At 63.3% G+C, this 14,421-nt stretch carries 13 protein-coding genes and 2 pseudogenes; 6 read left to right on the top strand and 9 right to left on the bottom strand.

Translation table 11 applies throughout. The features are described from left to right. Positions 1-162: 162 nt before the first annotated feature. The 3 genes from istB to B7R22_RS20015 form a co-directional block, all read right to left on the bottom strand. Complete coding sequence (gene istB / locus B7R22_RS18360) at positions 163-1,020, bottom strand: IS21-like element helper ATPase IstB (protein WP_116413128.1); 858 nt, start codon at positions 1,018-1,020, stop codon at positions 163-165. Then, positions 1,017-2,693, bottom strand: coding sequence for an IS21 family transposase (istA, locus tag B7R22_RS18355; protein WP_116413127.1), 1,677 nt, complete (start codon positions 2,691-2,693; stop codon positions 1,017-1,019). The genes istB and istA overlap by 4 nt, the downstream gene beginning before the upstream one ends. Positions 2,694-3,081: 388 nt before the next feature. Next, entirely contained in the window at positions 3,082-4,515 is a 1,434-nt protein-coding gene (locus tag B7R22_RS20015) for an ice-binding family protein (protein ID WP_116413126.1), read from the bottom strand. A gap of 1,444 nt (positions 4,516-5,959) precedes the next feature. Here B7R22_RS20015 and B7R22_RS19380 point away from each other — a divergent pair. After that, positions 5,960-6,250 carry a hypothetical protein gene (locus B7R22_RS19380; RefSeq protein WP_172582569.1) on the top strand — a complete coding sequence of 97 codons (291 nt, stop codon included), beginning with the start codon at positions 5,960-5,962 and terminating at the stop codon, positions 6,248-6,250. 61 nt (positions 6,251-6,311) lie between these two features. Beyond that, positions 6,312-6,530: pseudogene (locus tag B7R22_RS20010) on the top strand (Tn3 family transposase); the annotation flags it as partial. A gap of 118 nt (positions 6,531-6,648) precedes the next feature. On the opposite strand, the gene B7R22_RS18330 reads toward B7R22_RS20010, so the two are convergent. After that, positions 6,649-6,813 carry an SDR family oxidoreductase gene (locus B7R22_RS18330; protein WP_216363536.1) on the bottom strand — a complete coding sequence of 55 codons (165 nt, stop codon included), beginning with the start codon at positions 6,811-6,813 and terminating at the stop codon, positions 6,649-6,651. Next, positions 6,810-7,472 carry an FAD-dependent oxidoreductase gene (locus B7R22_RS18325; protein WP_116413123.1) on the bottom strand — a complete coding sequence of 221 codons (663 nt, stop codon included), beginning with the start codon at positions 7,470-7,472 and terminating at the stop codon, positions 6,810-6,812. The genes B7R22_RS18330 and B7R22_RS18325 overlap by 4 nt, the downstream gene beginning before the upstream one ends. 175 nt (positions 7,473-7,647) lie before the next feature. On the opposite strand from B7R22_RS18325, the gene B7R22_RS18320 reads away from it, so the two are divergent. The 3 genes from B7R22_RS18320 to B7R22_RS18315 all read left to right on the top strand — a co-directional run bounded on the left by B7R22_RS18320 (position 7,648) and on the right by B7R22_RS18315 (position 8,955). Continuing rightward, entirely contained in the window at positions 7,648-8,139 is a 492-nt protein-coding gene (locus B7R22_RS18320; protein WP_116413130.1) for a MarR family winged helix-turn-helix transcriptional regulator, read from the top strand. After that, positions 8,136-8,267 carry a hypothetical protein gene (locus B7R22_RS20150; protein ID WP_301182631.1) on the top strand — a complete coding sequence of 44 codons (132 nt, stop codon included), beginning with the start codon at positions 8,136-8,138 and terminating at the stop codon, positions 8,265-8,267. Before B7R22_RS18320 ends, B7R22_RS20150 begins: the two co-directional genes overlap by 4 nt. Positions 8,268-8,502: 235 nt before the next feature. After that, positions 8,503-8,955, top strand: coding sequence for a nuclear transport factor 2 family protein (locus B7R22_RS18315; protein ID WP_116413122.1), 453 nt, complete (start codon positions 8,503-8,505; stop codon positions 8,953-8,955). 370 nt (positions 8,956-9,325) lie between these two features. On the opposite strand, the gene B7R22_RS18310 is transcribed toward B7R22_RS18315, so the two are convergent. The 3 genes from B7R22_RS18310 to B7R22_RS18300 all read right to left on the bottom strand — a co-directional run bounded on the left by B7R22_RS18310 (position 9,326) and on the right by B7R22_RS18300 (position 11,119). Further along, positions 9,326-9,652 carry a MarR family winged helix-turn-helix transcriptional regulator gene (locus B7R22_RS18310; protein ID WP_301182632.1) on the bottom strand — a complete coding sequence of 109 codons (327 nt, stop codon included), beginning with the start codon at positions 9,650-9,652 and terminating at the stop codon, positions 9,326-9,328. Between the two features lie 51 nt (positions 9,653-9,703). Further along, a complete protein-coding gene (locus tag B7R22_RS18305; protein WP_253259165.1) occupies positions 9,704-10,270 on the bottom strand; it encodes a recombinase family protein in 567 nt (188 codons plus the stop codon). A gap of 267 nt (positions 10,271-10,537) precedes the next feature. Beyond that, positions 10,538-11,119, bottom strand: a complete 582-nt coding sequence (locus tag B7R22_RS18300; protein ID WP_116413129.1) for a TetR/AcrR family transcriptional regulator — start codon at positions 11,117-11,119, stop codon at positions 10,538-10,540. Between the two features lie 103 nt (positions 11,120-11,222). Between B7R22_RS18300 and B7R22_RS18295 the strand changes: the two genes are divergently transcribed. Then, positions 11,223-12,248: an aldo/keto reductase gene (locus B7R22_RS18295; RefSeq protein ID WP_116413119.1), complete on the top strand. Its 1,026-nt coding sequence runs from the start codon at positions 11,223-11,225 to the stop codon at positions 12,246-12,248. A gap of 157 nt (positions 12,249-12,405) precedes the next feature. Here the strand turns inward: B7R22_RS18295 and B7R22_RS18290 are convergent. After that, a pseudogene (locus B7R22_RS18290) lies at positions 12,406-14,292 on the bottom strand (Tn3 family transposase); the annotation flags it as partial. Positions 14,293-14,421: the final 129 nt, after the last annotated feature.

Here is a 14,421-nt window from a genome sequence, read left to right as displayed (position 1 = left end):
CGAGCTCCTCCGCAGAGGGCTCCGGCTTGTTTCTCTTCACAACATCCAGTGTCGTCATCACGGCACCTTCCCCGCCAGGCACACGCCCGACGCGTTAGGCCAGAAACACCGAATTCAGCACAGTCCCGTCTTGAAAACTCATCTCATAGTCGTGTGGCTATGTCAAGTTGTTTCACTACCAGGGTGACGGTTTGATTCACTACCTCCTCGGGTTTGTTGGGTTTGGTGTTGTTGGGTGTGGGCGAGGCGGTAGGAGCGCGTTCCGGTCTCGATGATGGTGCCGTTGAAGGTGAGCCGGTCAACGATCGCCGCGCATAGCCGCGGGTCGGTGAAGGTCTTCGTCCAGCCGGAGAACGATTCGTTCGACGCGATCGCGATGGAGTTGTTCTCTTCTCTCTCGGTCAGGACTTGGAAGAGGAGCTCGGCGCCCCTTCGGTCGAGTTCCATGTAGCCAAGTTCATCGATCGCGAGGAGATCGACGCGGCCGTAGCGGGCGATCGTGCGGGCAAGGTTTTTCTCGTCGGCGGCTTCGACGAGTTCGTTCACGAGCCTCGTGGCGAGGGTGTATTTGACTCGGAATCCTTTCTCCGCGGCCGCGGTGCCAAGCCCGACGAGGAGGTGCGATTTACCAGTCCCGGAGTCCCCGATCAGACAGAGCGGTTGCCCTTTCCGGACCCAGTCGCCGGTCGCCAATGTGTTGATCGTGGCGGGGTTGATGTTCGGGTTCTCGTCGTAATCGAAGTCGCCCAACCATTTATCCCTTGGGAACCCGGCCGCTTTGACCCGGCGGACGGAGGAGCGCCGGTCGCGGTCGTCGCACTCGGCCAATAACAACTCCGCGAGGAACCCTTGGTAGGACAGCTGCTCTTTCTTCGCCGCTGTGGTGGCTTCGTCGACGACGGCGCGGATGGTGGGAAGCCGGAGCCTACGGCAGGCGCCATCGATGGCTGCGTTCGCTGCTTCCTCTGTCATCCCGCGGCGACGCCTAAACGTGGTGCTGATACTGACGGGGACGGTCATGATCCTGTTCCTTTCGTCGCGGCCGGAACCGTTTCGGGTGTGGGGCGTTCGGGTAGCCGGAGTAGCTGGTCATAGGCGGTGACGGATGGCAGCGGCCTGGTGTCCGCGGGAAGACCGGCGATGACAGCGGCGGGATCGGTCAGGCGGCGCTGGGTGAGACTGACAACTCTTCGATCACCTTCGCGACCTTGAGCGACGGACGGACGGTCCTGTCGACTACCACCTTGGGCTTCACACCGGCGTGCTTCGACAGCGACAACGTCCGCGGTGACCGCGCCGACGCTGAGCGCGGCGCGGATACCGGCCTCGACGTCGTCCGCGGCCATGGTGCGGTGCAGCAGGAGAACATCGATCAGTGCGCGGGTCCCGCCGGCGTCACCGTCCGTTTTCCGGGCGGCAGCCCAGAACGCGTCGTGGGCAGCAGTGAAGGTGCCCGCTTTCCTGGCGTGGGCCAGCGCCGTTGATCCTTGGAGGGCGCCGGGTTTATGGTGCAGGACTTCGAGGTAGTGGTCGAGGTTCACGCTTTGCCCATGAACCTGGACAACCCGGGGATGCTTGGCGATTTCGGTGCGGCCATCGAAGATGATCACCTCCGACGCTCGAAGAGACACCCGGACGGGCCGGCCAATCATTCGGGCGGGGACGGAGTACTTCGCCATCCGCACCGTCACCAACGCCGACCGGTCAACCCTCGGTGTCAACGACAGGCCCGGCTCGAACCGTTCGAACGGCAACGGGGCAAGAAAGGAACGCTCCACCTCGAAGTCTTGCCCGACGGTTCTGATCCTGTTATCGACCCGGCGGGCGTCATCGGCCTCGTCCCAGGCAATGATCTTCTCGTTCAGCTCCGCGAGGGAGTCCACGACCGGCATCGGTGAGAGCCGGTTGCGGCGGAACCGTCCCACTTCACCCTCAATGCCGCCCTTCTCGTGTGCCCCATCGATCCCGGGGAGACAGTAAAAGGGATCGAACCCGTAGTGGGAGCGGAACAGCACCCACCGGGGGTTCTCTGTCCGGCGCCGGCCCGTGCCGTAGATCACTGCAGACACGGCGTCGGTGAGGTTGTCGTATTTGATCTGCATTGTCGGGATCCCGCCGAGCGTTTCGAACGCAGCGATGTGGCCCTCGAGGAACGCTTCCTGCCCCGACGTCGGATAAACCCGGTGCACCGCCTTCCCGGAGTGAGACAGCCGGAACGCGAACAGCTGGCACTTCGTCTTTACTCCGGCGAGCATCACATAGGCGTCCCCGAAGTCGACTTCCGCCTCAGCCCCTGGTGCGTGCTCTTGCGGGACGGACGCATCCTCCGCCCGCCCCGCAGCCGCATTGATCTCCGGCCGACGGCGGGCGACGTAATCCCTCACCGTCGAATACGACAACTGGGTTGCCCCGTGCTCGTCCGCGAGACGCGCGAGAACCCGCCGGGCCGTGTGTCGTTGCTTCCTCGGCGCCGTCAGATCATCGGTAAGCATCTGGTCGATGACGGCCTTGAACGGATCCAACCTCGGTGAGGCGCGTTCCGGGACCTTTCGCGGTAAGGGCTCCGCCCTAGCCAAAGCCGCCCGGACCGTTTCCCGAGCCACGCCGTGCCGGCGGGACAGCTCCCGGATCGAGAGCTCCTCCACACGAGCATCGCGTCGGATTCGTGCATACAGATCCACCCTGGACTCCATAACTGCCTTCCACCGCTGACACCACAGGGTCAGATAATCAACGGTGCAGGTGGACGTGAATCAGACCGTCACAACACCCCGGCAAACCGCCAGGTGGTAGTGAACCAAGCCGTCATCATGGACTCCACTCAAGCTGTCACAGACAGGCGTGCGAGTCTCACGCCAGCTTTCAGGGGTTCCTGAGGCAAGGTGGCGCCATGAGACTTTTGGGGTCCACGCGGGTCAGCACCGCGGCGCAGGATGGGGTGTTGGTAACGTGACGCGGCAATTTCGACGCCCAACAATCGATGCGTTCACGGGGCCTGCGCCGCCCCCCGGAAGGGCTAGTGGTGCGACGGCGCCAGGGTGTTGCGTCTGAATAAGATGAAGACGACAACACCCACGACGCTTATTTAGTCTCATTCCTTGCCCGGCGGCGAGAGATGAGGAACACGATCAGCCCGGACAGAACGAGCATCATGCTCGCGCCGATCACTGGCGGAAGCGTCCCACCAACACCAGTCTCAGCGAGCGAGGACGTCCCGCCTCCCCCACTGCGACCACCGCCAGGGGCAGGAACAGCAGTAGCCGTCACAGAAGGCGTCGGAGTGGCCGTGGGTGTTGGCGTGGCCGTCGGAGTCGGCGTCACGGTCGGCGTCGCCGTTGGCGTGGGTGTTGGCGTGGCCGTCGGAGTCGGCGTCACGGTCGGCGTCGCCGTTGGCGTGGGTGTTGGCGTGGCCGTCGGAGTCGGCGTGGCCGTCGGCGTCGCCGTTGGCGTGGCCGTCGGAGTCGGCGTCACGGTCGGCGTCGCCGTTGGCGTGGCCGTCGGAGTCGCGGTCGGAGTCGGCGTCGCGGTCGGAGTCGGCGTCGCGGTCGGAGTCGGCGTCGCGGTCGGAGTCGGCGTCGCGGTCGGAGTCGGCGTCGCGGTCGGCGTCGGCGTTGGTGTGGCGGTCGGAGTCGGCGTCGCGGTCGGAGTCGGCGTCGCGGTCGGCGTCGCCGTTGGCGTGGCGGTCGGCGTCGCGGTCGGCGTCGGTGTGGCCGTCGGAGTCGGTGTGGCGGTCGGAGTCGGTGTGGCGGTCGGAGTCGGTGTGGGTGTGCTTGTTATGCAGGCGGGTGAGGTGAAGGTGTTGGTGTCGAGGGAGACTTGCCCGTTTCGGGCAAGGGTCCGGCCGGCGACAACGGTTCCTGTGCTCACCGTGATTGATGACAGCGCCATGATCGTGCCAACGAACGCGGAATCGGTTCCGAGGGTCGCGGAACTTCCCACTTGCCAGAACACGTTGCAGCTCTGCGCCCCGTTGATCAGAGCTACTCTGCTGTCTGTAGCGGTGATCAGGGTCGAAGCGATCTGGAAAATGAAGACAGTGTTCGCGTTTCCTTGCCCGTCCAACGTCACCGTGCCGGACACGGCGAGTGGCCCGGTGGATTTGTAAACCCCACCGACAAGGGTCTGCCCGACGAGGTCACCGGCCACTGTCGCGGTCGAGGCACGCCCTGCAGCATCATCAAACGCGACCGTCAGATCGGATTGCGCCTGCAGTGCAACAGCGTCGGCGGCGTGGGTTGTTCCGTTCACGATCCCCGGCGGGAACCCGGTGATCGCTGTGCCCGGTGACACACCCAGGTCATCCTCGAGCACGCTGGGGCCGGTATTGGTCACCGTCTGACCGCCCAGCACGGAGTAGCCGCCCGCGGTTCCAAGATCGATTGGTGCTTCGGCCGCTGACGCACCGATCGTTGCGAAGAACACCGACACGGCCAACAGCCCCGCACCAGCAACAACAGCGCCGTTCGTGATCCGCGACTTCCTCGTCGACCGGACAGTACTGGCGTGTTTAGACATGTGGACACTCATGCGTTAAACCTCGTGCTTGGGCGGGTGCGACAAGACCGCAATACTTGCGTGAAATGAAACCCCCGGCGCTGGACCCTTACAACACCTCACCCCCTAACGGGGGTGTGTTCGAAGACTAGCCCCCCAGAAATGAAATAGCACGCAAAAGATTTCGATGTCCCCCAAAGCGACATCCGTCGGAAGCGATCAGGATGTTTCTTATCTTTCCGGAGATGCCTGCGTGTACCGGACAGGGCATCAAGCGCTATCGAGACAGGAACTCTGACGAACAGTTCAGCCGCCCAGGAGATGTCAGGATCAGAAACCGGGACGGGTGAGTAGGCGCCGAGAATTAATGCTCGGGCATTTTGCGCTCCTCTGATTACCGAGGAAAGCCTCAGATTCCCGTCCATCGAGGCGATGCGTACCGGCGCAAGTAACCGCAGGTATGCTCCCCTAAAGGCAGGACAGCTGACGGCCGATGCCCAGCGCCTTCATGCCCAGACTCAGGCAGCCGGCCGAACCGGAACTGGATCCGAGAGGGTCCCTCCAACGGGCAGCCTTTACCCGGTAGGTCACCCGTGAGTTTTCGGAACGGTGGTGGCGGCTTTGTCGCGGGTGCGGCGTGCGGGGTCGGTGAGCCTATGCATCATTGTTGCGGTTACGCGCCGGGTCATCACACGGCTGATGTTTGCCCCGAGCTGGTTGGAGAAGCCGTCGATCACGCCGGGGCCCGGGTTTCGTCGCTCCAGGTGGGTGAGAGCGGTGGCAACCACGTCATCTGCGGTACGCATCCGCGCTCCCGCGGTTGACCGGTTGAATCCGCCCCCCTCCGCGCAACACTTCGCAGGCACTGGAATCCGGCAAGCAAAGTCCGGAGAAAATCTCTGTGCACCGTCACCGTCGCTGTTCAGGTTCAGTTAGCCGAGGTATCGTGATGGTGTGGTGATGGCCTCTCCCCCAGGGGCTGTTACCGCACCAAAGGATCGCAGTTCCTTTACTGCGAACCAGGGTGCACTCGGGCCGTACTGTGAGCGTTCCGGTATGCCGGGTGACACCTGGTGGCTTGGTGACTAGGAACACCAAGCCACTACCCTGCACCCCCTGATCGGGTCTCCCCCGGTCTGGGACTACACCCCGCTACCTGCTGATCTGTAACGTTCATACTGCAACCCGAACACCGTTCACCGGCCCGGCAGTTACCCTGCCGTTCGGGTGAATGTGGAGTCTTCGTCGTGGTGCGGGAGCCGTTTTTCCTAGAAACGCTTGCACCACGACGACCGCTTCCGCAATCAAACTAGTCACCCCCCCTGGGACGAGTGTGCGGACAGCGTTTTTGACCGATGAATGGGGTCTTGGTAGTAACGGAACAGGATTGAACGCTAAGCCCTGAGAATCTCGGGTCGGCTCTTGCTCTGCGGCTTCGCGGTATTCAGCTACGACGGTGTGCACTGTGCCAATCGAGAGTTTTGTAGCGGTTGCGATGGTGCGGATGGATTCGCCGTCGAGGTGGCGGGTGATGATGATGCGGTGTTTGTCGGCGTTGACGACGCGGGGGGCGCCCACCGGTGCGGCCTCGGCTGCGGGCTGCGTCGAGGCCGTTGCGGGTTTTGCGGGCGATATCGCGGCGGCGGTCTTCGGCGAGAGCCAGTGCCAGGTCGAGGATGAGGCTGCGTTCGGTGTGTTCGCCGGCCGCGATCCCATCGAGGACTTTCACGGCGATACCGCGGGAGAAGGGGTCTGACCAGTATTGGAACAGTGATTGGCGCTAAGGCCGTTCCGGCGGGTTCTACGGTTGACTGGTGAACAAACTCTCGACCGAACGGATGCGTCCGCACTGGGAAGACATGCTCCGCGTCGCCGGGTCGCTACACAATGGGATGATCGCCAGTTACCTCCGAATGCTCAGCCGCGACGGAAACCCCGCCCCGCGGTGCGGTTTTTGCCGAGTACGGCCGAATAGCGAAAACGCTGCATTTACTGGCAATGTATGACCGGACGACGAGACGTATCGCCGGTCAGTCACAGGATCGATCATCTCGTTCAACACGGTCGCGTTCATAAACGGCCGTCTCCTTTCAGATCAGGCCGGGACCTCACACACCGTTATTCAGACAGTCCCGAACCTCGGTGGATCCAGGCTTAGTGGGGCCAGGGCGCGGTGCCGCCGTCGACACCAAGGGTCAGGCCGGTGACGTGGCTGGCACGGTCGCTGAGTAGCCACGCGGCCGCTTCAGCGACTTCGTCGGGCTGCCCGACTCTGCCGAGAGCAGCCAGCGATCCGAGCCGCTCGCGGTAGGTGTTCAGACGCTCTGGGGAGCGGGCCTAATCGCGGCGCTGCCGCCCATGCCCCAGAAAGCGTCCCGGTGGATTCTGCGGGCGGGCACCCCGGCGTCGGTCAGCTGCCGCGCGACCGCGGAGATGAAGTCGGATCGGCCGGACAGTGACCAGTCGGCATCCGGGCGGTCCGCGACCGTCTGATCGAGAGCGTCGATCAAGCCCTCACGGTGGTGGTGGTGGGTGGCTGTGGTGGTGGCGGCAGCGACTTCGTCGAAGTAGTGCGGGGTGCCGACGTGCAGCAGGGTGGCGTTGAGGTGGTCCTGTGACCGCGCTAGGGACAGGAACGGCGTGATCCCGAGGCCCTGCGCGATAAGCACCTGGGATGCCGCGGGATCGACGGCAGGCAGGGTGCCGATCGCTCCGGCGGCGAACGCGCGGTCACCGGGAGTCAACCCGGCCAGTGCACGCTTGAACCGGCTACCCGACTGCAAGCTCGTCGCGATCGAGACCCGGTCCGACCGATCGTCGGAGGTCAACGTGAACGGCTTGGCACCGCCCCCCGGGGCGAAGATCAGCGCCGCCTGACCCGCTCGGTGAGAGAGCGGCCGGCCAGGGAGGAAGACGAACTCCACTGCTCCTGTGTCCGACTCGACGATCGTCTCGAGGGTGAGAGAGGTGATGCGCATGGTGGTCTCCTACATTCATCGGCGCTGGTTGTGGGGTGCCATCGAAATTACTTGGCATGCCAACAGTATGCATGGCATGCCAAGTAATGTCAAGGCACGGACCTGATCCCACACCAGAACCTCGGCCAGGAGTCCTCGGCTTGCCTTTTGTTGGCATGCCATGCATACTGTTGGCATGCCAAGCGAAATCATTGCAGGGTCGGAAACGACGTCGACGGTGCAGTTACCGCGGGAGGAATCGTGGGGCTATCAGGTCAACCATCTCGCCCGGTTGCTCGAGGGCGCGTTGCGGGACCGGATAGCCCGACACGGAGTCCTACCGGGAGCGTTCGCGCAGTTGCTGGCGCTTTTCGAGCGTGACGGGCTCAGTCAGAGCGAGCTCTCGAGCGCAGTCCACATCGACCCGTCAACGATGGCGCTCACCGTACGGCGCATGGAACGCGACGGCCTGGTGACCCGGTCACCCTCCTTGCGGGACAGGAGACAGACCGAGATCCGGTTGACTCGCCATGCTCGGGAATTGCAATCGACGCTCATCGGACGCGCTATCGAGGTCAACGATCTGGCGAAGAAGGGTGTGGATGACGCCGACCTCGCCGTTGTCCGCCGAGTGCTGGCGCAGATGATCGCCAACCTGCTGAACGACGTCGAAAGGGCGCCCTCATGAGCCGGCCGGCGATCCGGCGCACCCATGCGGTAGCCGGCAGCATCGCGCTGCTCACCACCCTCACCTTCTGGACATCCACGGTCATGTCCGAGCTCGGGGGATATCCCGAGACGATCGTCGACGTCTAGCAGGCCATCCCGTGGGGACTGCTCATTCTCGTTCCGGCGATGGCGGCCACGGGACGCTCCGGCGCCTTCCTCGCGCGCGGACGCTCGGGGCGGATCCTGAGTAAGAAGACGATAAGGATGCGGGCCAAAGCCAGCATCGGCTCTCTCATCATGATTCCCTGCGTGCTCTACCTGGGCTTCACCGCCTCACCGGATCACCACAGCCCTCACCGATGAACAGAAAAGGATCAGCCTCATGTACGGATACATTGTCAAGCGACTCGCCGCCCGCAACTTCAACCTCATCAACACCAAAGGGTACGAAGACCTCCTCGCGTCTTGCGCCGACGACATCTACCACCGCTTTGGTGGCGATCACGCACTCGGTGGCGAACGCCACACCAAGGAAGGACTGCGACTTTGGCTTGGCCGTCTCGGCCGAGTGAACTCCGGCCTCCAGCTGAAAATTCACGAGATGTGGGTCAAGGGCTTTCCCTGGAACACGGTCGTGATCATCCGGTGGACAGGAACCGCAGAGTTCCCCGACGGATCGCCCTACAACAACCACGGAGTCCACCTCGTCCATCTGCGCTGGGGCAAAGTGACCTCGATCGATGCCAACGAAGACTCCCAGGTGGTCGCCAAACAGCTGGCCGCTGCCGGTGCCGCCGGTGTCGCGGAAGCAGCACTTCCGCCCATCCTCACCTAGCAACACTCCCGCACAAACCACGCTCGACGTGGACGACAATTCGTTCCGATCTCAGAAAGGCCCGACCATGACAGTTCACCCCTCAGCTGTGCCGACAATCCGACGTCCAGGAACTCAGCGCATCCTCGCCCGCGTTATCCATCTGGTCGCCGCAGCCTTCGTCGGAACCTTTGTGTACGCACCTGCGGACTTTGCAGAGCCACTGCGCATCGTTATGCAATTCGTCATCGTCCCTGGCGCTACTCTCACCGGGCTCTTCATCTGGAAACAAGCATCCATTCGCCGGCTCCTTAGCCGACGACGTCGCGCCTGATCCATCACGCCCATTAGGAGCGTGTCACCAACCAAAGCCGCCTCAGCTGAAATCTAACTACTGCGGCGCCTTCGGTGTCGTAGTCGGTTGCCAGCCATCCTCCGAACGGATCGCAGACGTAATTCGAGTACTTATGGTGCCCAGCTGGCGGGCCTGGGCCTGCGACAACGGCTCAAAAATAAGGCGATTAACCAACTCGACATGGGAGGGTTGCGCTTGATCGACCCTCGTGCGGCCGAGCTTGGTCAAGGTCGCCAGCGTGAATCGGCCGTCGGTCGAATCGGGAGAGCGAGTTACCCAATTCTTCTTTTCCAATCGAGCTACGGCCCGAGACAGTCGAGATAGCGAACTATTCGAATAGCCCGCGAGAGTACTCATCCGCAGGGTAGGGGTCTTGGTAGCAATGGAACAGGATTGAGCGCTAAGCGCGCGAAGTCAGTCTGAAGCGGGCCCAGCGGCGGCGTTTGCGATGACAGCGTGGACGGTGCCAACGGAGAGTTTCGTAGCGGTGGCGATGGTGCGGATCGATTCGCCGTCGAGGTGGCGGGCGATGATGATGCGGTGTTTGTCGGCGTCGACGACGCGGGGTCGGCCGCCGGTTCGTCCGCGGAGTCGTGCGGCATCGAGGCCGTTACGTGTTTTCCGGACGATGTCGCGGCGGCGGTCTTCTGCGAGGGCGAGTGCCAGGTCGAGGATGAGACTGCGTTCGGTGTGCTCTCCGGCCGCGATTCCCTCGAGGACTTTGACGGCGATGTCTCGGGAGAACAGGTCATTGAGCACAATAAGGCCTTCGAGGAGATTGCGGCCGAGCCGGTCGACTTCCTGCACGGTGAGCATGTCGCCGCTTCTCATGTAGTCAATTGCAGCGGTGAGAGCGGGGCGCGCGTCGACGGCGAGTTTTCCGCTGATCTTCTCTTCGAAGACCCGTTCGCAGATCGGGTCCAGCGCGTCATGTTGCCGGCGGGTTTCTTGATTGACCGTGCTGACCCGGACTAGTCCCACTAACGCCACGACGTCGCCCCTTTGTGCGTTCAGTAAATGTGTTCATCTACTGGATCGAACTCTACCTGTTGTTGAACGGGTTCTTGAACGCTCTGACGGAATTTCGTACCGATGCGGGCGGGCGAGGTTTGTTTGTTCAGTTATCGAACGTTTCTTGAACGAAGGAGGGGTATCCGCGTGGGCCGCAGTGTGTGATGTCGTCACACTCACAACATGCCGGACGAATTACTCGCCGTACGGCGCTGTGCGGGTGCGGAGTTGATGCTGTTACTTCGCGCTGGACTCGGCGGGTGGCGTTCGGAGGCCGTCGAGAGAGGCTTGAAAGATTGGTTCGACGTAGTCGCGTTCACCGGGAATGGTCACTATTGCCAGGGTGAGGTCGAGAACCTGGTCGAGCGTGAGGTCTGTGCGGATCTCCCTTGCCTGCTGGGCGGCGAGGAGGAGGGGTCGCCCCGCAGCCAAGACCCGTTCGCGGCTGTCGCCGAACACCGAATCGGACGCAGTGGTGTGTCGGAGAAGCTCGAGGGCGATCGGGTGCTTGTTGTGGTGAAACGCGGCAAAGAGCCGAAGCCAGGTGAAGAGGGCATCAACTGGTGTGCCCGAGGGCGCTTGGACCGCGCGGCACAATTCGTCGACCTCGTTGGTGAAGAGGGCCTCGAGGAGCTCCCGCCGTCCAGGGAAGTTTCTGTACAGGGTCGCCATCCCGACGTCGGCACGCCTGGCGACTTCTGCCATTGAAGCCTCTGCGCCACGGTCCGCCATCACCTCTCGGCCGGCGTCCAAGATTCGCTCGCGATTCAGTTGAGCGTCGGAACGCCGCCGGTGCGGCCCAGGAGAACTCGTCTTCATAGTGGACAGCATATCCGGTTCATCGTATAGTCTAAGTGGACAGGCTCTCCGAATCTTTGAGAGGGCCGCAACACCGCTGAGAGGCGGAGGAAAGGAGCCCTCAATGGACTACCGGCCACTGGGACGCACCGGGATTACCGTCAGTCACCTCACCCTGGGTGGGATGATGTTCGGCGCCATGGGCAACCAGGATCGCGACGACTGCACGCGCATCGTGCACCGGGCGTTGGACGCAGGTGTCACCACCATCAATACCGCCGATGGGTACTCGGCCGGCCAATCCGAGGAGATCCTCGGTGAGGCCCTGACCGGCGGACGCCGCGACGAGGTTGTGCTCACGGTGAAGTTCGGGGTGAGGCTCGACGGGAACCCGAACCACGGCGGTGGGTCGCGCCGTTGGATCAACCAGGCCATCGACGGCTCACTCCGACGACTGAAGACGGACCACATTGACGTCTACGAGTTCGGAGCGCCCGACCCGGGAACAGATATCGATGAAACCCTCGGAGCGTTGACCGATCTGGTCGCCGCGGGCAAAATTCGTTCCTTTGGGACGTCGAAGATGCCGCCGTCCCAGATCGTCGAAGCGCGGGACATCGCGACCCGCCGAGGTCACGGCGTGTTCAGGGTCGAAGAGTCCCCGTACTCGATCCTGAACCGGGTGATCGAATATGACCTTCTCCCGACCAGTCAACGTCTCGGCATCGGAATTCTGGCGTTCAGTGTCCTCGGCGGGGGGTGGCTCTCGGGACGCTACCGCAGCGGCCACACCGTCGCCGCATCAGGACCCCGCTCCCACCGGCCGCAGATGGACGCCACCGCACCCGGAAACGCGGCTAAGTTTGCTGCCGCTGACGCTCTCGGCGACCTCGCCGATAAGACTGGTCTCACGTTGATCCAGCTGGCAACCGCCTGGACGGCGAACCACCCGGCGGTCAGCAGCGTCGTGATCGGCCCACGCACGATGGAGCAGCTCGAGGGGTACCTGGCAGCCGATGGTGTGCAGCTATCCACCGACGTGCTCGACCGCATTGACGAGATCGTCGCACCCGGCGTGACCATCGACGTGGCCGACGCCATGTGGGCATACGGCACCCGCACGCTCGATGCGCCGAACCGCCGACGCTGACCCCGCGGCTCCGCGTCAGAACTCGTGCCGCGGGGCACTCACATCGTTCCGTTCGCGCTTCGGACTGTCTATCCTCACCAGATGCCACAGGCGGGAAGCTAAGAACCCTAGGTGGTTATGCCGATGCCCCAAAACTCTTCGAAGATCCAGTTCCACATCAGTTTCCGACGGGGTCCGCGCTTGCCTCGCGCATCGGTCGTAGTCCGTTCGGGGTGGGGGTGGTGAAGGCGTACCGGCCGAGCATGTTGATGTGGGCGTCCCCGAGCGGGGACAGGCGTGCCATGTCGGCCTCAGAGATTTCTCGTCCGGTCTCGCGAAGTACCGTGACGGCGGCGTCGGTGTAGCGGGTGTTCCACAGCACGACGGCGTTCAGGACCAGGCCGAGCGCTCCGAGCTGGTCTTCTTGGCCCTCGCGGTACCGCTGGTAGATTTGCCCGCGTCGACCGTGGAAGATCGCACGTGCCAGCCGGTGCCGGGATTCCTGGACGGTGAGCTGGGTATTGATTGCCCGCCGATAAGTCGTATCGACGGGGTCGATCAGGGCGAGCAGATGTTGGGTTTTGGCGATGCGCCCGTACTCGGTCAGTGCTGCCCCCAGAGGGTTCGGTGCCCCACTCTGGTGGGTCAGCATGCGCAGGACGTCGTAGGCGCGCACTTTCCCGGTGACCAGCGACGCGGCAACGCGGGTCATGTCTTCCCAATGGGACGTGATCTTCTGCAGGTTGATTTTATTGTGGGCGATGCCGTTCAGCGGCCCGTACTCGCCGGGCGTGTGGCCGGGGAGGGTGGCGCGCCACAGCCGCTGGTCGGCAAGGTCCGCGATGCGAGGGGAGAACCGGTAGCCGAGCAGGGTAAAGATCCCGAAGACAATGTCGGAGTAGGAGGCGGTGTCGGAGGCGATCATCTCGGGCTTCGGACCGCCGTCGAGGTTGAGAATCGTGTCCAGTACGTAGAGGGAATCGCGCACCGTACCGGGGATCACGACCGCGCTGATGCCTGCGACTTGGTCATTGACGGCGTTGAACCAGGTCAGCCCGCGGCCGTGGCCGAAATACTTCGGGTTCGGGGATGCGTTGATCGTCCTCACGGGAACAACGAACCGCAACCCGTCGACCGAGGCCAGCAACCCACCGCCCCACATCTTCGTAATCGGCACATCAGCCTGAGCTTGGATCAAGAGGGCATTTGCGGTGGCATGCGTGTCGATGCGAACGTAGTTCGCCTGCACATGCCCCAACCTGTCGCGGCTCAGGGCCGAGTGCCCCTCAGCCACCACTGGTGTGAGGCCCACGTTGCAGGCCTCAGCGATCAGCACCGCAGCCACAGACAGAGGCAGGTCGTCCATCCGTGACGAGGCACCGGACGCGTGCGTGTACGCGTCGAGGAACCTGGTCCAGGAGTGCACCTCGAGCAGGATCTCGGGCAAATCAACCCGCGGCAGCAGGCCCGCCACTTGCACGCGCAACGCTGTCAGCGACTCGGGAACGTCCAACGCGTCCAAGGGTGCGACCGAAAGCTTGACCCTGTCGCCCGGAGCCTCAGTGAGGCGGACGCTCGCGTCTGGGCCGGCGTCTGTGATCGAGGCCGCCAGTCCTCGCCATGCGGTATCTAGTAGCGCCACCTTCGCTGCGAGGTGCTCATTTACCGGGCCGTCCAAGCTCAGCGAACGTAGGGCCGGTTCCCGTGCCGTGTCCCACGCAGGTCCGGACAGCAGATGCGCGCGCGGGTCACCCCAACGCGCCGACACTGTCGCGAACACGTCTCGGCGACGCAAATGCGATCGCAGCAGCTCCAGCACGCACACAATCCAGGCATCACGATCGACCTCAACATCGCCGGCACGGCCAAACACCGCCGCACGCCATGGTGCCGGCACGAGCGCCTCGTGGATCTCTTCCCGTCGTACCTTGCGTCGACCGTGCAGCCCACTTGAAGCAGCCAGGGCGTCAAGCACGGGCTGCCCTGCGGAGGTCGCGCCCCACGGGATAGCGGTGGCCAGCAGCTGCAGGAACGGCGCAACCGTCCGGAAACGGCGGGTCATCTGTTAGTAGTGCCCCATAAGGTGGTGTAGCCCGGTGGCCTGGCTTGTCGTTACTGACGTGAGCGCGGTCACCGTGTGATCCTTCGAGGAAACTCCTACATCCCACTCGAAAGGCTTCAACACGATGACCGC

The organism is Subtercola boreus, from assembly GCF_003399635.1.
GTDB classification, from domain to species: domain Bacteria; phylum Actinomycetota; class Actinomycetes; order Actinomycetales; family Microbacteriaceae; genus Subtercola; species Subtercola boreus_B.
Note: the sequence above shows the minus strand (reverse complement) of the source record. Positions and strands in the feature narration are given on the sequence as shown.